This window comes from Streptacidiphilus sp. MAP12-33 (assembly GCF_041261265.1).
In the GTDB taxonomy this organism is placed as follows: Bacteria; Actinomycetota; Actinomycetes; order Streptomycetales; family Streptomycetaceae; genus Streptacidiphilus.
The window spans coordinates 151266-169416 of sequence record NZ_JBGCCA010000012.1; the positions used below are offsets into that span (position 1 = coordinate 151266).

18 protein-coding genes and 1 riboswitch are annotated in these 18151 nt (G+C 74.3%); of the genes, 11 read left to right on the forward strand and 7 right to left on the reverse strand.

Going from position 1 to position 18151, the window contains the following annotated elements; all coding sequences use genetic code 11:
- Positions 1-145: 145 nt before the first annotated feature.
- Positions 146-835 (forward strand): GntR family transcriptional regulator, encoded by a 690-nt coding sequence (locus ABH931_RS14735; protein ID WP_370113183.1) that lies wholly within the window; start codon positions 146-148, stop codon positions 833-835.
- Between the two features lie 6 nt (positions 836-841).
- Here ABH931_RS14735 and ABH931_RS14740 read toward each other — a convergent pair whose 3' ends face one another.
- Positions 842-1237, reverse strand: coding sequence for a hypothetical protein (locus ABH931_RS14740; RefSeq protein ID WP_370113185.1), 396 nt, complete (start codon positions 1235-1237; stop codon positions 842-844).
- A 21-nt stretch (positions 1238-1258) separates the two neighbouring features.
- A complete protein-coding gene (locus tag ABH931_RS14745) occupies positions 1259-1870 on the reverse strand; it encodes a LysE/ArgO family amino acid transporter (RefSeq protein ID WP_370113187.1) in 612 nt (203 codons plus the stop codon).
- Positions 1871-1937: 67 nt separating this feature from the next.
- Here ABH931_RS14745 and ABH931_RS14750 point away from each other — a divergent pair, with 67 nt between their 5' ends.
- Positions 1938-2861, forward strand: coding sequence for a LysR family transcriptional regulator ArgP (locus ABH931_RS14750; RefSeq protein WP_370113189.1), 924 nt, complete (start codon positions 1938-1940; stop codon positions 2859-2861).
- A 134-nt stretch (positions 2862-2995) separates the two neighbouring features.
- On the opposite strand, the gene ABH931_RS14755 is transcribed toward ABH931_RS14750, so the two are convergent.
- Both ABH931_RS14755 and ABH931_RS14760 read right to left on the reverse strand, forming a co-directional pair.
- Entirely contained in the window at positions 2996-4444 is a 1449-nt protein-coding gene (locus tag ABH931_RS14755; protein ID WP_370113191.1) for an MFS transporter, read from the reverse strand.
- A gap of 95 nt (positions 4445-4539) precedes the next feature.
- The gene (locus tag ABH931_RS14760) at positions 4540-4917 is read right to left on the reverse strand and encodes a nuclear transport factor 2 family protein (protein WP_370113193.1); all 378 of its coding nucleotides are present in this window, start codon (positions 4915-4917) and stop codon (positions 4540-4542) included.
- A 117-nt stretch (positions 4918-5034) separates the two neighbouring features.
- On the opposite strand from ABH931_RS14760, the gene ABH931_RS14765 reads away from it, so the two are divergent.
- From ABH931_RS14765 to ABH931_RS14780, 4 genes are all read left to right on the forward strand, one after another.
- On the forward strand, positions 5035-7968 hold the full coding sequence (locus ABH931_RS14765; RefSeq protein ID WP_370113195.1) for an AAA family ATPase: 2934 nt from the start codon (positions 5035-5037) through the stop codon (positions 7966-7968).
- Between the two features lie 74 nt (positions 7969-8042).
- The gene (locus tag ABH931_RS14770) at positions 8043-9035 is read left to right on the forward strand and encodes a methyltransferase (protein WP_370113197.1); all 993 of its coding nucleotides are present in this window, start codon (positions 8043-8045) and stop codon (positions 9033-9035) included.
- Between the two features lie 48 nt (positions 9036-9083).
- Complete coding sequence (locus ABH931_RS14775) at positions 9084-9629, forward strand: SRPBCC domain-containing protein (protein ID WP_370113200.1); 546 nt, start codon at positions 9084-9086, stop codon at positions 9627-9629.
- A gap of 259 nt (positions 9630-9888) precedes the next feature.
- On the forward strand, positions 9889-11880 hold the full coding sequence (locus ABH931_RS14780; protein ID WP_370113202.1) for an Ig domain-containing protein: 1992 nt from the start codon (positions 9889-9891) through the stop codon (positions 11878-11880).
- A 56-nt stretch (positions 11881-11936) separates the two neighbouring features.
- Here ABH931_RS14780 and ABH931_RS14785 read toward each other — a convergent pair whose 3' ends face one another.
- Positions 11937-13109, reverse strand: a complete 1173-nt coding sequence (locus ABH931_RS14785) for a winged helix DNA-binding domain-containing protein (RefSeq protein ID WP_370113204.1) — start codon at positions 13107-13109, stop codon at positions 11937-11939.
- Between the two features lie 172 nt (positions 13110-13281).
- Positions 13282-13338, forward strand: a riboswitch (guanidine-III (ykkC-III) riboswitch).
- A gap of 53 nt (positions 13339-13391) precedes the next feature.
- Between ABH931_RS14785 and ABH931_RS14790 the strand changes: the two genes are divergently transcribed.
- Positions 13392-13706, forward strand: coding sequence for a multidrug efflux SMR transporter (locus tag ABH931_RS14790; protein ID WP_370113206.1), 315 nt, complete (start codon positions 13392-13394; stop codon positions 13704-13706).
- Here ABH931_RS14790 and ABH931_RS14795 read toward each other — a convergent pair.
- A complete protein-coding gene (locus tag ABH931_RS14795) occupies positions 13690-14649 on the reverse strand; it encodes a LysR family transcriptional regulator (protein ID WP_370113208.1) in 960 nt (319 codons plus the stop codon). The genes ABH931_RS14790 and ABH931_RS14795 overlap by 17 nt on opposite strands.
- Before the next feature lie 58 nt (positions 14650-14707).
- Here ABH931_RS14795 and ABH931_RS14800 point away from each other — a divergent pair, with 58 nt between their 5' ends.
- Complete coding sequence (locus tag ABH931_RS14800) at positions 14708-15553, forward strand: NAD(P)-dependent oxidoreductase (RefSeq protein WP_370113210.1); 846 nt, start codon at positions 14708-14710, stop codon at positions 15551-15553.
- Here ABH931_RS14800 and ABH931_RS14805 read toward each other — a convergent pair.
- On the reverse strand, positions 15550-16320 hold the full coding sequence (locus ABH931_RS14805; RefSeq protein ID WP_370113212.1) for a dienelactone hydrolase family protein: 771 nt from the start codon (positions 16318-16320) through the stop codon (positions 15550-15552). The genes ABH931_RS14800 and ABH931_RS14805 overlap by 4 nt on opposite strands.
- Before the next feature lie 102 nt (positions 16321-16422).
- Between ABH931_RS14805 and ABH931_RS14810 the strand changes: the two genes are divergently transcribed.
- The 3 genes from ABH931_RS14810 (at position 16423) to ABH931_RS14820 (ending at position 18135) form a co-directional block, all read left to right on the forward strand.
- A complete protein-coding gene (locus ABH931_RS14810) occupies positions 16423-17139 on the forward strand; it encodes a hypothetical protein (protein ID WP_370113214.1) in 717 nt (238 codons plus the stop codon).
- Positions 17140-17236: 97 nt separating this feature from the next.
- Positions 17237-17665, forward strand: a complete 429-nt coding sequence (locus tag ABH931_RS14815; protein WP_370113215.1) for an SRPBCC family protein — start codon at positions 17237-17239, stop codon at positions 17663-17665.
- A gap of 221 nt (positions 17666-17886) precedes the next feature.
- Positions 17887-18135 carry a hypothetical protein gene (locus ABH931_RS14820; RefSeq protein ID WP_370113217.1) on the forward strand — a complete coding sequence of 83 codons (249 nt, stop codon included), beginning with the start codon at positions 17887-17889 and terminating at the stop codon, positions 18133-18135.
- The last annotated feature ends 16 nt before the right edge of the window (positions 18136-18151 follow it).

Here is an 18151-nt window from a genome sequence, read left to right on the forward strand (position 1 = left end):
AAACTGTCGGGCAAGAATGGGCGGGCGTCAAGTGTCATGTATGAGGTGTGACATTGCAGTGATCATTCCGCGCACGAGGCTTCGGCTGTGACGGGTGATGGTGCAGGATGATGTTGCACACAACCATGAGGTGAGAGGTCCCGAGGTGAACACGGAGTCCATCGAGAACCCCGGCGGCGCACTCAACCTGCCCTCGGTCCAGGAGCGACGCAGCCTTCGTGAGCAGGTCACGCACGCCCTGCGGGCCGCGCTGGTCGCGGGTGAGCTGCGGCCGGGCATCGTCTACTCGGCGCCGGTGCTCGCGGGCGAGTTCGGCGTCTCGGCGACGCCGGTCCGCGAGGCGATGCTCGACCTCGCGAAGGAGGGCCTGGTCGAGGTCGTCCGCAACAAGGGCTTCCGCGTGATCGGGCTCACCGAGCAGGACCTGGACGACTTCACCGAGATCCGCGAGCTCATCGAGATCCCGGCCACCGTCCGCGTCGCGGAGACGGCCACCCCGGAGCAGTTGGAACCCCTGCGCGTCCACGCCCGCGCCATCGTCAAGGCCGCGCGCAAGGGCGACCTGGTCGCCTACATCGAGTCCGACCGCCAGTTCCACCTCGGCCTGCTGGCCCTGCACGGCAACCGCCACCTCGTGGACACCGTCCGCGAACTGCGCAGCCGTTCCCGCCTCTACGGGCTCAACGCCCTGGTCTCGGCGGGTCGCCTGGTGGAGTCGGCGGAGGAGCACGAGCGCCTGCTCGATGCGATGATCGCCCGCGACCTGGAGTCGGTGGAGGAGCTCATCGCCGAACACCTCGGCCACGTCCGCCGCCTGTGGGCCCAGGGCGACTGACCCGCGCTACCCCCTGCGGCCGGCCACCACGGCGTCGAAGAGCGGCCACCCGTCCACATCCGCGACGCCGTGGCCCTCGAACGCCCGGCCACGCCCGGCCGCCTCGTCCAGCAGCGCCCGCACCACGCCGGGCTCGTGCAGGTTGAGCCACGCGTCGCCCGTCCCCACGGCGCCCGAGTGCAGCCACCCGTCGGGGACCAGCCGCCCTTCCCCCTGCCCGAACACGACGCGCAGCTGAGCCTCGCCGCCGAGGCGGCGGATCGTCAGGATCTCCCGGCAGTCCAGGAACCGCTCCAGCGCGGTCGCACCGTCCGCGACGTACCGGTGCGCGTGGCCCACCCGCCACAGGTACGTCGCCTCGCCCACGACCAGGCGGCGGGCGGTTCGGCTGCGTCGGGGCATGGCCGGCAGCCTACCGGCGGATCACGCCCCCGCGGCCAGGCTCAGGCCGGTGGCCAGCATCGTGGTCGCGACGAGGGCGTCGAGGGCGCGCCAGGAGGAGGGGCGGCGGAAGAAGGGGGCCAGGAGGCGGGCGCCGAAGCCGAGGGTGGTGAACCAGCAGAGGCTGGCGGCCGCCGCGCCGGCGGCGAACTGCCAGCGGAGGGCGCCGTGGCCGGCGGCGACCGCGCCCAGCAGGAGAACGGTGTCGAGGTAGACGTGGGGGTTGAGCCACGTCATGGCGAGGCAGGTGAGGACCGCACGGCGGCCGGAGTGGACGGCGGGGCCGCCCGCCTCCAGCCGGGAGGGCCGCAAGGCCCGCCGCGCCGCGAGCAGCGCGTAGCAGAGCAGGAACGCCGCGCCCACCGCGCGGATCGCGACCAGGGCCGACGGCCACGCCGTCACCAGCACCCCGAGACCGCCCACGCCGCAGGCGATCAGCACCGCGTCGGACACCGCGCAGATCGCCACGACCGGCAGCACCGCCTCGCGCCGGATGCCCTGCCGCAGCACGAACGCGTTCTGCGCTCCGATGGCGACGATCAGCGACAGGCCCGTCCCGAAGCCGGCCACCGCGGCCGTCAGTGCGTTTCCCATGGTCACCACGGTAGGGAGCGGACTGTGGCGAAGGCCAGCTAAAGATTTTTACGTAGCATTAGCGGTTGTGAAGAACGAGCTGCCGCACGACCTGGTCCGGACCCTGCTGGCCGTCGTCGACGAGGGCACCTTCGACGCCGCCGCGACCGTCCTGCATGTCACGCCCTCCGCCGTCAGCCAGCGCGTCAAGGCGCTGGAGCAGCGCACCGGACGCGTGCTGCTGACCCGGACCCGGCCGGTCCGGGCGACCGAGTCCGGACAGGTCGTCGTCCGCTACGCGCGCCAGCTCGCGCGTCTGGAGGACGACGCCCGCAGCGCGCTCGGGATGGACCAGGCGGCGCACGCCGACGCGCCGACGTGGCTGGCGATCGCCGTCAACGCGGACTCCCTTGCGACCTGGTTCGTCCCCGCGCTCGCCGTGCTCGCGCGCGACGCCCGGATCTACCTCGACCTGCGCCGCGAGGACGAGGCCCACACGACCGCGCTGCTGCGCGAGGGCGAGGTCATGGCGGCGGTCACCTCCTCGCCCGACCCGGTCGCCGGCTGCTCCGTCCGCCCGCTCGGCGCCATGCGCTATCTCCCCTCCGCCGCACCGGCGTTCGCCGCGCGCTGGCTCGACGGCGATCCCGCCGCGTGGATCCCGCGGGCGCCGGTCGTCTGCTTCGACCGCCGCGACGACCTGCAGGACGCCTTCGCCCGCGAACTGACGCACGGTCGACCGGCCGGCCCGCTGCGCCACTACGTGCCGTCGAGCGAGGGCTTCGCGGACGCGGTGACCGCGGGCCTGGGCTGGGGCCTGGTTCCGGAGGGTCAGGCGCGGGCGGGGCTGGCCGACGGCCGGCTGGTCGAGCTCCTGCCCGGCCGTACGGTCGAGGTCCCGCTCTTCTGGCAGCAGTGGCGCCTCGACTCGCCCGCGCTGTCGGCGGTCGCCGAGATCGTCGCCGACGTGGCACGGACCGCTCTCGCGGTGCCCCGCCCGTCCACGAGGTGAAACGACGGGTGCGTCCCGCCGGGGTGGCAGCCTGATCGGCCTGGGGATCCGCCTGGCCGTGGAACGGTGAACCACCGGCACGCCGCAGGGCCTCCCGCCGGCGTTCCGGCGGGAGGCCCTGCGGGGCGTGGGGGTCAGCGCTCGCGCGGCCGGAGCTGCATCAGCCCCGCCAGCGCCAGCTCGGTGACGGCCAGGACCAGCACGCCCTCCCGGAAGGCGTTGGCGTAGCCGCCCCCGAGGGAGCCGTAGAAGACCAGGCCGAGGAGGGCAACCCCGATCGCGCCACCCACCTGCTGCAGCGCGGTGACCACGCCGGAGGCGGCGCCCACGAGCTCGGCGGGCACGCGGGAGAGCGCGTCGCCCGTCAGCGGGCCGAGGACCAGGCCCATACCGACGCCGTCGACGACCAGGCCGGGCAGCAGCCACAGCACCCGCTCGGTGCCGCCCGCGTCACCGGCCAGGCCCGCGCCGGCCCACAGCAGCGCCAGACCGGCGGCCATGCCCAGGGCGCCCAGCGTCACCGCGTGGCGGCCGAGCCGGGCGGCGACCAGGTGCGAGCGGCGCGAGGAGGCGAAGTAGCCGACGGCGAGGACGGTGAAGACCAGACCAGAGCCGAGGGCGTCCAGGCCACGGCCGAACTGCAGGTAGAGGGCCAGGACCAGGAAGAACGAGGCCTGCCCGGAGGCGAACAGGACCTGCGCCACCGCGCTGACGGCGAACCCGGGGCCGCGGAAGAGCTGCGGCGGCACCAGCGGGGACCCACCGCGCGCCGCCGAACGGCACTGGTGGGCGACGAAGACGAGCAGCAGCACCACCGACGCGGCCAGGCTCAGCCAGGTCCACAGTGGCCATCCGGCACTCCGGCCCTGGACCAGCGGCAGCAGCAGCGCGACCAGCGAGGTGGAGACCAGCACGGTACCGGTGTTGTCCAGGCGCGGACGCCGTGCCGCGCGTGACTCGGGGAGGCTGCGGCGCACCAGCGCCAGCGCTGCCAGGCCCACCGGAAGGTTGATCAGGAAGCAGGCGCGCCAGCCGCTGCCGAACAGGTCGGCCTTGATCAGAAGCCCGCCGATCAGCTGGCCGCAGACCGCGCCGAGGCCCATGGTCACGGCGTAGAGGGCGATGGCCCGTGCCTGCGCCGCGCCCTGGTAGGCGGTGCGGATGATGGCGAGTACCTGGGGCGCCATCAGCGCGGCGGCCAGGCCCTGGGCCACCCGGGCGGCGACCAGCAGGTCCGTCTGCGGCGCGAGGCCGCACGCCGCCGACGCGGCGGTGAACAGGCCGAGCCCCAGGGCGAACATCCGGCGCCGCCCGTGGATGTCGCCGAGGCGGCCCGCGGTGATCAGCCCGGCGGCCAGCGCCAGCGAGTAGCCGACCATGATCCACTGGATCGCCCCGGCGCCGGCGCCGAGCCCCCGCTGCATGGACGGGATGGCCACGTTGACGATGAAGAAGTCGAGCGCGTACATGAACGTGGCCGTCAGGACGACCGGGAGCAGGCCGCGCGGGGCGGCGGTCGTGCCGGGCGCGTCGGCCTCGGCGGGCCGCTCGTCCCGGACGGCCGGGACACGGGTGCTGGACATCGACTGCTCCGCTTTCTCTCGAGCTGTGGTGAGGAGGGGGCCGCGCGGGGCTGTGGGAGCAGCCCCGCGCGGGGTCTGCGGGGGAGGTGCGGTCCTCAGACGGCCGGGACCTTGTCGAGGAAGCCGTGGACCTGGGCGATCCGGCCCTCGGCGTCGGCGACCAGGACGTCGAACCCCACCACCAGCGCCTCGCCGCCGGCCGGGCCGAGCTCCCAGGTGAACCGGGCGATGTCGTGGTGTGCGTCGACCGGTCCGCCCATCCGGAACACCAGGCCGGGGAACTGCGCCTGGACCGCGCCGAGGGTGGCGTCCACGGCGTCGCGGCCCTCCGCGACGACCAGCGGGTCGGTGTACCGGCCGTCCTCGGCCCAGCTGGCCTCGACCAGGCGGCGGCGGGCGGCCGGGTCGGTCTCGTTCCAGGCGGCGAGGTAGCGGTCGGCGAGGTCCTGCAGGGTGGTGGCGGTGATCTCCATGACGGACTCCCAAGGTTCTTGTTTCTCTGTGTTCTTGCAGGTCAAAACGGTACGGACGGGCGCGCGACGCCGAATCAGTCGTGCTTAGGTACTTTCGGCGCGGGTAGGGTGCTGGGCATGCTGTACGGACGGGGGGCCGAACAGGCCGCCATCGACGAACTGCTGGCCGCCGCACGGGCGGAGCGGCGCAGCGGGGTGCTGGTGCTGCGCGGCGAACCCGGGATCGGCAAGACCGCCCTGCTCGACCACGCGGCGGGCGCCTGCACCGGCGCCGCCGGGTGGACGGTGCTGCGCACCGCCGGGGTCGAGGCCGAGTCGGATCTGCCGTTCGCTGCGCTTCAGTTGCTGCTCGCGCCCGCGCTCGACGGCCTCCCCGCGCTGCCCGCGCCGCAACGGGCGGCGCTGGAACGCGCCTTCGGCCTCGCGGAACCGGACACGTCCGGCGCGTCCGGCGCCCGCCTGCTGGTGGGCCTCGGCGTGCTCGGGCTCCTCGCGGAGCTGGCCGAGGCCGGTCCGGTGCTGTGCCTGGTCGACGACGTGCAGTGGTGCGACACGGCTTCGGCGGACGCCCTCCTGCTGGCCGCGCGCCGACTGCGCGCGGAGGGCGTCGTCGTCGTCCTCACCGCCCGCGAGGGTGAGGGCCCCACGCCCGCCGCCGGCCTCCCGGAACTGCGCCTCACCGGCCTTGACGAACCCTCGTCGCGCGCCCTCCTGACACACTCGGCGCCCACGGCCAGCGAGCCGACGCTGCGTCAACTGCTCACCCTGGCCCAGGGCAACCCGCTGGCGCTGCGCGAACTGCCGACGTTGGGGACCACGCTCGGTGGCGCACTGGACCTGGGCGTCGGCATCGCCGCGCCGGCAGGCGTGGGCCTCGACGGCGATGGCACCGCCTTCGGCGACGCGGGGCCCGCGCGTGCGGACAGTGCCGAGGCGGGCCTCGGAGGCGATGCGGCCGCTTTGGGCGACGCGGGGCGGGCGGGCAGCGTCGGGAGCCCGTCCGTGCCCGCCGCCCCGCGCGGGGAGGCGGCGCTGCCGCTGGTGGGGCGGTTGCAGCTCGCGTACCACGGGCAGCTCAGCCGGCTGCCCGCCGCGACGCAGACGCTGCTGCTGGTCGCCGCCGCCGAGGAGAGCGGGGAGTTGCCGGTCGTGCTCGACGCCGCCGGGCGGCTCGGCGCCCTCGCCGCCGATCTGGCGCCCGCCGAGGAGGCCGGGCTGGTCGTCGCCGGTGGGCCCACGGGCAGGCTCGGCTTCCGGCATCCGCTGCTGCGCTCCGCCGTGCTGAGCCGCGCGCCGCTCGCGCAGCGTCTCGCCGCGCACGCCGCGCTCGCCGAGGCGCTCGCCGAGCGGGACGTTCCCGGCGGTGACGCGGCCGTGCGCCGCGCCTGGCATCTCGTGCAGGCCGCGCCGGGACCCGACGAGGCCGTCGCCGCCACCGTGGAGCGCGTCGCCGAGACGGCCGCCGCCCGCGGCGGCCACACGGGCGCGGCCTCCGCCTACGAGCGCGCCGCGCTGCTCAGCCCCGCCCCGGAGGACGTCACCCGCCGCCTGGTCCTGGCGGCGGAGGCCGCCGCCGAGGCGGGCGAGGTCGACCGCGCCGAGTCCCTCGCCCGGCGCGCGCTCGCCCGCAGGCCCACCGACCCGGTGATGCTCGCGCACGTGATGTTCATCGAGGGCTTCGCCCAGTTCTGGCGCGGCGCCCCCGAGCCGGCGCACCGCCTGATGCTGGACACGGCCGATCTGGTCGCCGACGCCCACCCCGGCCCGACCGCCAGGGTCCTGCTGCACGCCCTGGAGATCGCCCGCACCGTGGACGAGGCCGCCGTCCGGGAGACCCTGCGCCGTCTCGCCGCTCTCGAGCTGAAGCCCGAGGACGGTCTGGCCCCGGTCGTGGCCTACCTCCTCGCCGCCTCCACAGGTGACGCCGAGGCCGCGCCGCTGGCCCGGGTGCTGGGCGACGCGCGGGCCGGCGGAGCCGTCGTCCCCGTCGACCTGGGGCACGCCTGCGCCGCGGCGCTGGGGCTGGGGCGCGACGAGGAGGCCCTGGTGGTGACCGGAGAGGTCGTCGCCGAGGCCCGTGCGGGCGGGGTGCTGGCCGTCCTGCCGCCGCTGCTGGTCACCCTCGCCGAGGCGGAGCTGTTCCAGGGCCGCGCCGCGCAGGCGCGGGCCCACGCCGAGGAGGCCCTCGCGCTGGCCGGGGACGTGCGGCAGTCGCAGTGGGCCGCTCCCGTCCACAGCCTGCTCGCCCACCTGGCCGCGCAGCGCGGCGACGAGGAGGCCTGCCACGCCGCCCTGCGCGCCGCCGACGCCGGGACCCACGGTGGCGCGGCCGCGCTCTCCGGTGCGCCGTGGCGGCAGTGGGCGCCGGGGCTGCTGGATCTCGGTCTCGGCCGCGCGGAGGAGGCCTTCGCCGCCCTGGACGCGCTGGTACGCGGTCCCGACCTCGGCCACATCCCCGCCGCGCGGGCCTTCCCCGACGCCCTGGAGGCCGCCGTGCGGCTGCGTCGCGGGGAGGAGCTGGCCGAGCCGCTGGCCGCGTTCGAACGCTGGGCGGCGCGCGCCGAGCGGGACGGGGCCAGGGCGCTGCTGCTGCGTTGCCGCGCGCTGCTCGCGCCGGACGAGTTCGCCGAGCCGCTGTACCGCGACGCGCTGGCCCTGCACGCGGGCTCCGGCCACCCCTGGGACGAGGCCCGGACGGCGCTGCTGTTCGGCGAGTGGTTGCGCCGGGCCCGGCGCAAGTCCGAGGCGCGGGCTCCGCTGCGGGCCGCGGCGCGTGCCTTCGACGCCCTCGACGCGGCGCCGTGGGCGGCCCGCGCCCGCGCCGAGCTCGACGCCTCCGGTGCGGCCCCCGTCGAGCCGCGTGCGGCGGGCCCGCTGTCGGGGCTGACGCCGCAGGAGAACCAGATCGTCCGCCTCGCCGCCCAGGGCCTGTCCAACCGGGACATCGCCGCGCAGCTCTTCCTGAGCTCGCGGACGGTGGGGTACCACCTGTACAAGGCCTACCCGAAGCTCGGCGTCGCCTCCCGGGGGGAGCTCTCGGCCCTGGTCTGACGCCCTGGGTGGCTGCGCCCGGCCGGGCGCGTTGAACTGGAGGGGACATCCGTCCGCCGTCCCGGGAGGTTCCCATGGCCGCCGGTGCTGTCCCCGATCCGGAACCCATCGTCCGTACCGCCTGCGGTTTCATGGCGGCGAAACACCTCTTCGCCGCCAACGAGCTCGGTCTGTTCAGCGCTCTCGCCGACGGCCCCGCCGATCTGGCCACGCTCGCCGGCCGCACCGGTCTGACCCCGCGCGCCGCGCGGATCAGCGCGGACGCGATGGTCGCGCTCGGGCTGCTGGAACGGGAGGGGGACGCCTACCGCAACTCCCCGGCCGCGCAGTTCTACCTGGCCGGGGTGACCCCGGCGGACCTGCGGCCGTTCCTGCGCTTCTGGGACCGGATCAGCTTCCCGGCCTGGGAAGGCCTCGCCGGCGCCCTGCGGAAGGGGCCGGACACGCAGCTCACCGAGGTGGACGAGGACAGCCAGCGGATCGCCTCCGCCGGCATCCAGGCGATCACCGCCGGAGCGGCCCTCGGCCTCGCGCAGGGCGACGAGCTGGCCGGGCGGTCGCGGCTGCTCGACATCGGCGGTGGTACCGGATTCTGGTCGATGACCCTGGTCGGCGCGCAGCCGCAGTTGTCCGCGACCGTGGCCGAGCTGCCGACGGTGGCCACGATCGCGCGCGAGCACATCGCCGCCGGGGGATTCGCCGACCGGGTCGCGGTGGTCGGCGTCGACGCCCGGACGGAGCCGCTCCCCACCGGCCACGACGCCGCGCTGCTGGCCAACCTGGTGCACTACTTCTCGCCGGAGGAGAACCAGGCCCTGCTGGGCCGTGTCCGCGGGGCGGTCGAGCCCGGCGCGCTGTTGCTGCTGGCCGACTTCTGGACCGATCCGACACACACGCAGCCGCTGATGGCGGCCCTGATGGCCGGCGAGTTCGCGGTGCACCTGCGCAACGGGGACGTGTACAGCGTCGACGAGGGCCGTGCGTGGCTGGCGGCGACGGGCTGGCGCTTCTCCGGCCACCGGGTGCTCGCCGGGCCGTTCAGCGTGGTCGTCGCGGAGGCGGCGTAGCCAGGCGCAGCAGAGGCGGCGGCGCCGGGCGCGGGTGATGATCGGAGGGTGACCAACGCAGCGCAGTCGCCGTCGCAGCCCCGGCCGCGCCCGGACGGGCGGGTCGTCTCCGTGGACGCCGCCCATCAGGCGGTGGTGTTCTACCGGCAGCTGCCGTACGCCGTCGCCGAGGTCTGGCCGTACCTGTCCCGGCCCGCGCTGCTGCGGCGCTGGCTCGCGGCCGCGGACCGCCTGGACCCGGCCGAGGGCGGCGGAGTGGTGCTGCGGTGGCTGAACACCGACCCCGAGGGCCGGACTGTCGTCGCGACCGGAACGGTCAGCGCCTACGACCCGCCGACGCTGTTGCAGTGGGACCTGGAGCCGCACGGCCGGGTGCGGTTCGAGCTCGCGGACGAGGGTGGCGGGGCGGCGCTCGCGTTCAGTGCGGCGCTGCCCGCGCCGATCGAGCGGCCGGCCCTGCTGCTGGCCGGGTGGCATCTCCATCTCGACTACCTGGCGCAGGCGTTGGCGGGCAGCGCGGTCGACTGGCCGGCCTGGGACCCGGCCGGTGAGTGGCAGCCGCTGTACGACGCGTATGCGGCGCAGGGCAGCTGAGCGGGAGTCAAAACACCCCCTGTGGTGCATCCGGGCCCTATCCCGCACTCCTGCATGAAATGTCACATGTCGCATGCGCAACGGCAATCGATCTTGTCAAAGGTCTTGACGTGAATATCACGTGACATGTGTCATAGCACTGCTCTAGCCAGGGTGGTGCGACGAACCGGGCATCGCGCCCCGCTCCATGGCTCCTTCCCTTCCTTCCCCCATGGAGAGGACGCCTGTGTCCACATCCCGTGCCAGTCGGCTGTCGCCGATGAGGCGTGGTCTCGTCGCCGCCCTGGCCTTCGGCCTCGCGGCCGTCGGCATGGCCGGCACCGCCGCGGCCGCCGCCCCGCACAGCACGTCGAGCGCGACCCCCATCACCGTGGTCCACAAGCCCAAGCCGAAGCCGCACCCCAAGCCGAAGCCCAAGCCCAAGCCGAAGCCCAAGCCGAAGGGCCCCGCGGACGCCCACCCGGCATCCGAGGGCTGGGTGAAGATCAACGGCATCTGGGTGCAGAGCACCGAGACGAAGCCCCAGGTGATGCTGAACCAGCAGACCTACACCGCGCGGAAGGCGCAGCAGGCCGCGCTCGCCGCGGAGGCCGCCAAGCACAGCAAGGCGGGCGGCATCCAGCCGCGCAACAACTACGACCTCAACATGACCTACCGCGGCAGCCAGGACTCGATCGGGGTCACCACCGGTCCGCCGCAGGTCTATCTGGTCTACTGGGGCAGCCAGTGGGGTACCCAGGGCACCGACGCCAGTGGGCACACGACGTTCAGCGGTGACCCTGAGGGCGCGTCCCCGTACCAGCAGGACTTCTTCAACGGTCTTGGCTCCAGCGGTGACACCTGGTCCAAGGTGCCGACGCAGTACTGCGAGAACATCGCGGCGGGCAGCGTCTCCTGTCCGAGCGGCGCCAACCACGTCGGCTACCCGGTCGCGGGCAAGACGCTGGCCGGCATCTGGTACGACAACTCCGCCGCCGCGCCGAACGCCGCCACCGAGCCGCAGATCGCGGCCGAGGCCCTCGCCGCCGCGCAGCACTTCGGCAACACCACGGCCAACCAGAACCGCAACGTCCAGTACGTCATCAACACCGTGCCCGGGGCCGACCCCGACCACTGGCAGGAGCTCGGCTACTGCGCCTGGCACACCTTCTCGCGCAGCAGCTACGGGACCGTCGCGTACACGCTGATGCCGTACCTGACGGACAACAAGTACTGCGGCACCAACTGGATCAACTCCGGCCAGCGCGGCCACCTGGACGGCTACGGCATCATCGGCGGCCACGAGTACGCCGAGACCATCTCCGACCAGAACCCGATCGGCGCCTGGACGGACGCCACCGGCCAGGAGATCGCCGACAAGTGCAGCTGGATCCCGGCCGGCACCATGGGCGGCCTGTTCAACATGACGCTGTCGACCGGTGTCTTCCCGGTGCAGACGCTGTGGTCCAACTACGACCACAACTGCATGGGCAACGACCCGCTCTTCGCCAACCAGCCGCTGCTGGTCACCAAGCCCTGTGACCAGAGCCTGTCGACGAACACGCCGATGGACTACGCGGTGCTCGCCTCGGACACGGCCGGCAGGATCACCTACGGCGCGACGGGCCTGCCCTCCGGTGTGTCCATCGACCCCAACACCGGTCACATCACCGGCCAGACCTCGGCCACCGGCTGGAACTCCGTCACCGTCACCGGCACGGACGCCAAGGGCAACAGTCAGTCCCAGACCAGCTGGATGGGCTTCTTCAACGGTCCGCAGCAAGGCTGCACACCGATCGAGCAGCTGATCGACTCCGGCTTCGAGAACGGCAGCTACGACCACACCGCGTGGAACGAGAGCGGCTGGAACGTCGTCACCCAGGCGACCGCCCACCAGGCCCGCACCGGCAACGGCTACGCCTGGCTCGGCCAGGACACCGACGACTCGATCACCCAGTGGATCGAGACGACGCCGGGCTACAAGCACATGTCGTTCTCGTTCTACCTGAACATCACCGGCACCGCGCCGAGCAGCAGCGCCGCCGACACGATGTCGCTGGTCCTCTACGACCAGTACAGCGGCAACGAGATCGGCGTGGTCAAGACCTGGTCCAACCAGGACGCGACCAACGGCTACCAGCTGCAGAGCTTCGACCTCACCCCGTACGTCGCGAGTGAGCTGGGCTCCACGGTCGGCCTGAAGCTGGTCTCCCACTCGACCACCGGCCAGACCGCCTTCCTCGTCGACGACGCGTCGGTGCACCTGACCTGACGCCAAGTCACCACAGTTGCGGGGCCCCGGCCGTCGGCCGGGGCCCCGCTCCCTGTTCAGGCCGGGACGCTCAACTCGCGCTCCAGCGGGGTGCGGAAGCGCGGGGTGACCCGCGCGTCGCCGAGGAACGGCACGAGCAGCGCCGCCTCGGCCTCGACGGCGGCCTCGGCCGCCGCGCCCACGTCCTCCAGCAGGCGCCAGACCACCGAACCGTCCGCCGCCTGGGCCCAGCCGCCGACGACGCGGCCGTCCCACCAGACTGTCGGGCCGATGTTGCCGGTGCGGTCGAAGAGGCGGTCCGCGTGGGCGGGATCGGTGTACCAGGAGCGCTCGCGCCAGCCCATGGCCGTGGGGTCCAGCGCCGGCAGGAGGGCGGCGCGCGGCGCGACCGACCCGGTGGGTGCCGTGTCGCCCGGCAGGACGAAGCCGTCGCCGCCGGCCGGGTCGCCGTCCGGCAGGGTCACGCGCTCCGCGCCGACCTCGGCCAGCGCCTTGCGCACCGCGCCGAGCGGCCAGCCCGTCCACCACTTCAGGTCGGCCTCGGTGCCCGGACCGTAGCTCGCCAGCCAGCGGCGCACGAGCTCCGCGCGCGCCTGCGCGACCGGAAGCTCCGGCCAGGGTGTGCTCTGCGTCCAGCGGTAGGCGCTCGAGGTCCAGCTGCCGCGCGGGCGGTCCCGGCGGATGGTGTTCTCCGCCGCCAGCACCCGCAGCACCCGGGACGCGACGGTCTGCACGGCCTCGTACGGCTTGCCGGCCGCCACCGTCACCCGCTCCTGCAACGCGGGCACGGCCGCGCCCAGCTCCTGCCCCGAGGCGGGGCCGAGCCGGTGCAGCGCCGCCAGCGTCTCCCGCTCGGCGGCGGCGAGCCAGGCGGCGTCCCAGCCGCCGCCCTCCCGCAGGAAGGTGAGCAGGTTCTGGCGCTCCTTCGCGGCGATGGCGCGGGCGGCCGCGGTGTCGACCACGGGCGCGAGGTCCACCGGGACGACGAACAGGGTGCGCCGCATGGCCAGCAGCCGTACCAGGGTGACCTCGTCGTACAGCGCCCGCTCCACCGCCGCGACGGCGGGCTCGCGCAGGCGGGCCGCCAGCGAGAGGTAGACGGTGGCGGCGTCCGTGGCGTGCAGCGCCACCAGGTCGTCCGCGACGGCGAGCGGCGTCTCGCGGCGGACCAGCAGGCGGGCGTTGATCCGTGCCCGGCGTTCGGCGGTGTCGAGGCTCGGGAGCGACATGGCAGCACCCTAGGCGACACCACCGACAGCCCACCGGAACCTCGCCGGTCGCGGGCCGGTCGCAGGCCGTGTGCGCGCCGGGTGCGTGATGCGCGCTGCGCGGTGCGACGCCGCAGGTCAGGGCCGGGGTGCCCGGTCTGGCGGTGTGCTACCGTCGAAGACGAGGCCGGGCGGAACGCCGGGCCTCCCGGACGAGCGCGTCGTACCCGGTCCGACAAGACGGCGCAGCAAGAGCGGAACCCCTCGTGGGCCCCCGCCCCCTACTGCGAAAGGTTCGCCGTCATGGCCTGGATCGTGCTCCTCTTCTCCGGCGTTCTCGAGACCGTCTGGGCGTCCGCCCTCCACGCGTCCAAGGGCCTCTCCCGCCCGCTGCCCACCGCGGTCTTCGGCGTCGCTGTCCTGCTCAGCATGGGCGGCCTCTCCTACGCGCTGCGCACGCTGCCGCTGGGCACCGGCTACGCGGTCTGGGTCGCGGTCGGTACCGTCGGCACCGCCCTCTACGGCATGTTCGCCCTGGGCGAGCCGGTGACCGTCTTCCGCGCGCTGTTCCTGGCGATGATCGTCGGCGGCGTCGTCGGTCTCAAGCTGGCCCACTGACAGCCGGTCCAGCCGGCCCACGGGGGAACGCCTCGGCCCCGGCCCGCAGCAGTGGGAGGAAGGCGGCGGCCGCCGCCCCCGGGGTGACCCCGCGCGGCGTCGCCGCCCACACGGTGCGCACGGGCACGTCGTCCGGGTGCACGGTGGCGCGCGCCAGGTCGGGGCGGAGCGCCGCGGCGGCCAGCGCCGGCACCAGCGTGATGCCGAAACCCGCGGCGACCAGGCCCTGTTTGGCGATCCAGTCGCCCACCACGTAGCCGACGTGCGGCCGGAAGCCGCTGCCGAGCGCGGAGCCCAGCAGGGTGTCCCCCGGTCGCTCGCTGCCCGCGATCCAGCTCTCGTCGGCGAGTTCGGCCAGGCGCAGGTCCCGGCGTCCCGCGAGCCGGTGGCCCGGCGGCAGTGCGACCAGCATCCGCTCGTCCAGCAGCGGCTCCAGCAGCACCCCTCGCGCGTCCGCGGCCGCGCGCGTGGCGACGGGGTCGCCCGCGACGACGGCCAGGTCCAGGACGTCCTCGGCGAGCCGCCGGAGCAGATCGGCCGTCAGGCTCGACTCGAGCGTGACCACGACGCCCGGATGGGCCGCCCGGAACGCGCCCAGCACCTGCGGCACCAGCGACGCGGCCGCCGTCGCGAAGCAGCCGACCCGCAGCCGTCCCGACTCCAGCCGTCCCAGTGCGGCGAGCTCGACGCGGGCCCGGTCGAGCTGCGCGAGCGTCGCCTCGGCGTGCCGCAGGAGGAGTCGCCCGGACTCGGTCGGCCTGACCCCGCGCGGCAGCCGGTCGAACAGAGGCGTCCCGAACTCGGCCTCCAGCGCGGCGATCTGCCGGGAGACGGCCGACTGCGTGTAGTCGAGTGCGGCGGCGGCCGCCGTGAACGAGCCCGTCCGGGCGACCTCGACGAAGACCCGGAGCCAGGCCGTGGGAAAGTCATGCGAGTCCGGCATGGGAGCCATGCTAGACATTCGCTGGTGGCATGACGCGAGTGGATCTAGCGTCGGGACCATGGAAACCGTCAACAAGCCGGACATGGACAAGAACCCACGCGTCGCCTGGCTCGGTCTCGGCCGGATGGGCCTGCCGATGGCCCGCCGCCTCCTCGACGCCGGGCATCCGCTGACCGTCTGGAACCGCACCGCCTCGCGGGCGCAGGGTCTCGGCGCGGCCGGGGCGAAGGTGGCGTCGACGGCGGCGGAAGCCGTCGCGGGGGCGGACGTCGTCGTCACGATGCTGGCCGACCCCGCCGCGCTGACCGAGGTGGCCGAGGCGGTCCTCCCGGCGCTGCGCCCGGGAACGGTCTGGGTCGAGATGTCGAGCGTGGGTCCGGAGGCCGTCCGCGCCCTGGCCGCGCGGCTGCCGCAGGGGGTGCGGCTGGTGGACGCGCCCGTCATGGGCAGCGTCGACTGCGCCGCGAGCGGGGAGTTGGCCATCCTCGCGGGCGGCGAGGTCGCGCCGGTCGCCGACCTGCTGGCCCGCCTCGGCACGGTGCAGGCGGTCGGCCCCGTCGGCGAAGGCGCCGCGCTGAAGACGGTGCTGATCGGCGCGGTCGTCGGCGGCGTCGCGCTGGTCGCGGAGGCCCTGGCCCTCGCGGACGCGCTCGGCCTGCCCGAGGGCGTCGCCGAACGCGCCCTCGCCGCTGGGCCGCTGGCCCCGCTGCTCGCGCGGGCGCGGGCCACGACGGCCGAGTTCGCGGTCTCCCTCGCGGCGAAGGACGTCGCACTCGGCACCGCCGCCGCCCACCTGCCGATCGCCGAGGCGGTCCTCGCGACCCTCCGCGCCCACCCGGCGATCGCCGACGCGGACCTCTCGGCCCTCACGGACGCCGGGCGGGCCGCCTCGGCGTCGGCCTAGGAGCCGCCCTCGGCGTCGGCCCGGGCTCCGCGCAGCGTGTCGCCGAGGAGCGCGAGCAGATCGTCCCAGTGGCGACGCAGCGCGGCGGCGTCGAACGCCTCGGTGTCGGACATCGTGTAACCGTGGACGGTGCCGGGGTAGATCTCGGTCGTGTGGTCCACGCCCGCGTCGTCCAGCGCCCGCACGAGCTCGGTGAGCGACGCCGGCGACATGTCCTGCTCGGACAGGCCCAGATGGACCCGCGCCGTCAGCTCGGCGACGAGGCGGTGCGGGCTGTCGGGGGCCTTGGTCACCAGGAAGCCGGGATGGAACCCGGCGACGGCGGCCACCCGGCCGGGGTGGGCGGCCCCGGTGCGCAGCGCGAGTGCCGCGCCGATGCAGTAGCCGACCACGCCGACCGGTCCGGGCGCGACCTCCTGTCGCGAGGCGAGGAAGGCGAGGTAGGCCTCGGCGTCGAGCAGGACGCGCTCGGAGGTGTGCGCCTCGACCAGGGGCATCACGCGGGCGATGAGCCCGGGCCGGACGTCCTCCCCGATGAACGCCGGAAGGTCGAGCACGGGTGCCGGGCCGTGCCGGTGGAACAGGTTGGGCACCAGCACGTAGCAGCCGTGGCCGGCCAGCTCGCGTGCCTTGCGCTCCAGTTCGGGCCGCAGACCGAAGGCGTCGGCGTACAGCAGCACGCCGGGGTGCGGGCCGTCGCCCTCGGGGAAGGCGGCGAAGGCGTCGGCGGGGTTGTCGGGGTTGTCGGGCATGGGGATCGTCAGCATTGTCCCGATAGTCGTCATCGTGCCCAAACTATCCCGGCGCGACCGAGCGGGCAGGCGATTATTCGCTGGCCTTCCGCGGCCGTGTCGTTCATGATCCACTCAATGGTGGATCAGACTCTGCGACCCGCGCTCCTGCGCGCCGCCGCGCGCAACAACGCCGACTGGTGCGAGGCGATGTGCCGCGCCCACGGACTGCGCGGCGAGTTCCGCGCCGACGCCTGGAGCAGCCCGGCCCGCACGCCCCCGTACTACCCCGACGCGGTCACGCTCGGGCCCCACGTCAGGGCGGCGGACCTGCTCGCCCGTGTCGACACCCGGACGGCCGGGGCGACGCTCAAGGACAGCTTCGCCGTCCTCGATCTCCACCCGCACGGGTGGACGCCGCTCTTCGACGCGAACTGGATCGCCCGCGCGCCGCTCTCGGCCGCCTCCGGCACACACTGGCGCCGGGTCAGGACCCTGACGGAGCTGGGGCACTGGGAGCAGGCCTGGGACGGGGGAGTGGACGCTCTCTTCCGCTCCTCCTTGTTGGACGACCCTTCCGTCCTGCTGCTCGCCGCGCCCGACTACGGCGCCGGCGCCATCCTGAGCCTCGGTGCGGGAGTGGTCGGCGTGTCCAACCTCTTCGGCGCGGGCGAGGACGCGGACGATCCCGACCGTGCCTGGCACGACTGCGTCGCGGCCGCCTCCGTGTTCTGCCCGGGGCTGACCCTCGTCGGCTACGAGCAGGGCCAGGACCTCGCCGCCGCCGAACGCGCGGGCTTCGCCCGGCTCGGCCCGCTGCGGGTGTGGCTGGCGCCGGACGCCGTCCGTATCTGACAGTACGTCAGATCTTCTCTGCGCACCTTATTGATGGATCGTCAGATCGTGACTAGCCTCCGCTGAGAGTCAACTCAGTGCCCGAGGAGGAACGGCCATGCCCGAGGTATCCGTCAGCGCCACCCTCGCCGCCCCGGCGGACAAGATCTGGGCGGTCATCACCGACTTCGAACGCTTCGGCGAGTGGAACACCATCCACACCGCCTTCCCCAACGGCGGCCCCGCCGAGCTCGCCGTCGGCGCCGTCTACGGCGAGAAGATGACGCTCATGGGCATGCCCGCGGAGGTCAGCTGGACCGTCAGCGAGGTCAGCGCGCCCACCACCCTGTCCATGGACGGCAAGGGCCCGATGGGCATCGCCCTGCGCCAGCAGTACACCCTGAGCGCGGACGGGGACGGCACCAAGGTCACCGTGGACAGCGAGTTCAAGGGCGCCGCCGTCAACATGCTGGCCGCGCGCGTCAAGGAGGCCACCTCGAAGGCCCTGGTCGAGTCGCTGGAGAAGCTCGCCGGTCTGCTCGCCTGAGGCCCACGCGCTGTCGCAGGCGGTCAGCCGCCCTCGCCGTCGATGGACACGCCGTCCACGGCATCGAATGCGACACGAGCGAGCACACCCACGGAGATCGCACAGCAGGTCAAGAGCGCTCTGGCCGACCGGCCGACTCCGACGGCATTCACGAGGATGCGCGACCCGAAGGCGGAAACCGGCTCGTCGCACGCCGCCCGAGGCCGTCAGCCTCGGCGGTCATGGGAGCACGAGCGCAGTACGTGGTGGTGCGGGACGGCGCCTGGCAGCGGTCCTACTCGCACCGGGCGGCGAACCGGGTGGCGGAGGACCTGCTGCCCGGCCCCGCGCCGGGGCCTGAGGGAACCACCGTCGCGGTGAATCCGGCCGCGCATGCGCCCCACGAGCCGGCCCGGCCCGCCCCGGACGAGCTCGCCGCCCTGCGGGCCGCCCTCGACGCGCTCATCGCCGAGGCCGGCACGGCTCCCTGACGGTTCCACCGATAGC

What these genes read in the sequence shown, in the direction of transcription:
- ABH931_RS14820 (WP_370113217.1), top strand. Translation starts at nt 17,887, where the DNA reads ATGGGAGCACGAGCGCAGTACGTGGTGGTGCGGGACGGCGCCTGGCAG.
- ABH931_RS14810 (WP_370113214.1), top strand. Translation starts at nt 16,423, where the DNA reads ATGGTGGATCAGACTCTGCGACCCGCGCTCCTGCGCGCCGCCGCGCGC.
- ABH931_RS14800 (WP_370113210.1), top strand. Translation starts at nt 14,708, where the DNA reads ATGGAAACCGTCAACAAGCCGGACATGGACAAGAACCCACGCGTCGCC.
- ABH931_RS14815 (WP_370113215.1), top strand. Translation starts at nt 17,237, where the DNA reads ATGCCCGAGGTATCCGTCAGCGCCACCCTCGCCGCCCCGGCGGACAAG.
- ABH931_RS14790 (WP_370113206.1), top strand. Translation starts at nt 13,392, where the DNA reads ATGGCCTGGATCGTGCTCCTCTTCTCCGGCGTTCTCGAGACCGTCTGG.
- ABH931_RS14805 (WP_370113212.1), bottom strand. Translation starts at nt 16,320, where the DNA reads ATGCTGACGATCCCCATGCCCGACAACCCCGACAACCCCGCCGACGCC.
- ABH931_RS14755 (WP_370113191.1), bottom strand. Translation starts at nt 4,444, where the DNA reads ATGTCCAGCACCCGTGTCCCGGCCGTCCGGGACGAGCGGCCCGCCGAG.
- ABH931_RS14770 (WP_370113197.1), top strand. Translation starts at nt 8,043, where the DNA reads ATGGCCGCCGGTGCTGTCCCCGATCCGGAACCCATCGTCCGTACCGCC.
- ABH931_RS14785 (WP_370113204.1), bottom strand. Translation starts at nt 13,109, where the DNA reads ATGTCGCTCCCGAGCCTCGACACCGCCGAACGCCGGGCACGGATCAAC.
- ABH931_RS14740 (WP_370113185.1), bottom strand. Translation starts at nt 1,237, where the DNA reads ATGCCCCGACGCAGCCGAACCGCCCGCCGCCTGGTCGTGGGCGAGGCG.
- ABH931_RS14745 (WP_370113187.1), bottom strand. Translation starts at nt 1,870, where the DNA reads ATGGGAAACGCACTGACGGCCGCGGTGGCCGGCTTCGGGACGGGCCTG.
- ABH931_RS14765 (WP_370113195.1), top strand. Translation starts at nt 5,035, where the DNA reads ATGCTGTACGGACGGGGGGCCGAACAGGCCGCCATCGACGAACTGCTG.
- ABH931_RS14795 (WP_370113208.1), bottom strand. Translation starts at nt 14,649, where the DNA reads ATGCCGGACTCGCATGACTTTCCCACGGCCTGGCTCCGGGTCTTCGTC.
- ABH931_RS14780 (WP_370113202.1), top strand. Translation starts at nt 9,889, where the DNA reads ATGAGGCGTGGTCTCGTCGCCGCCCTGGCCTTCGGCCTCGCGGCCGTC.
- ABH931_RS14760 (WP_370113193.1), bottom strand. Translation starts at nt 4,917, where the DNA reads ATGGAGATCACCGCCACCACCCTGCAGGACCTCGCCGACCGCTACCTC.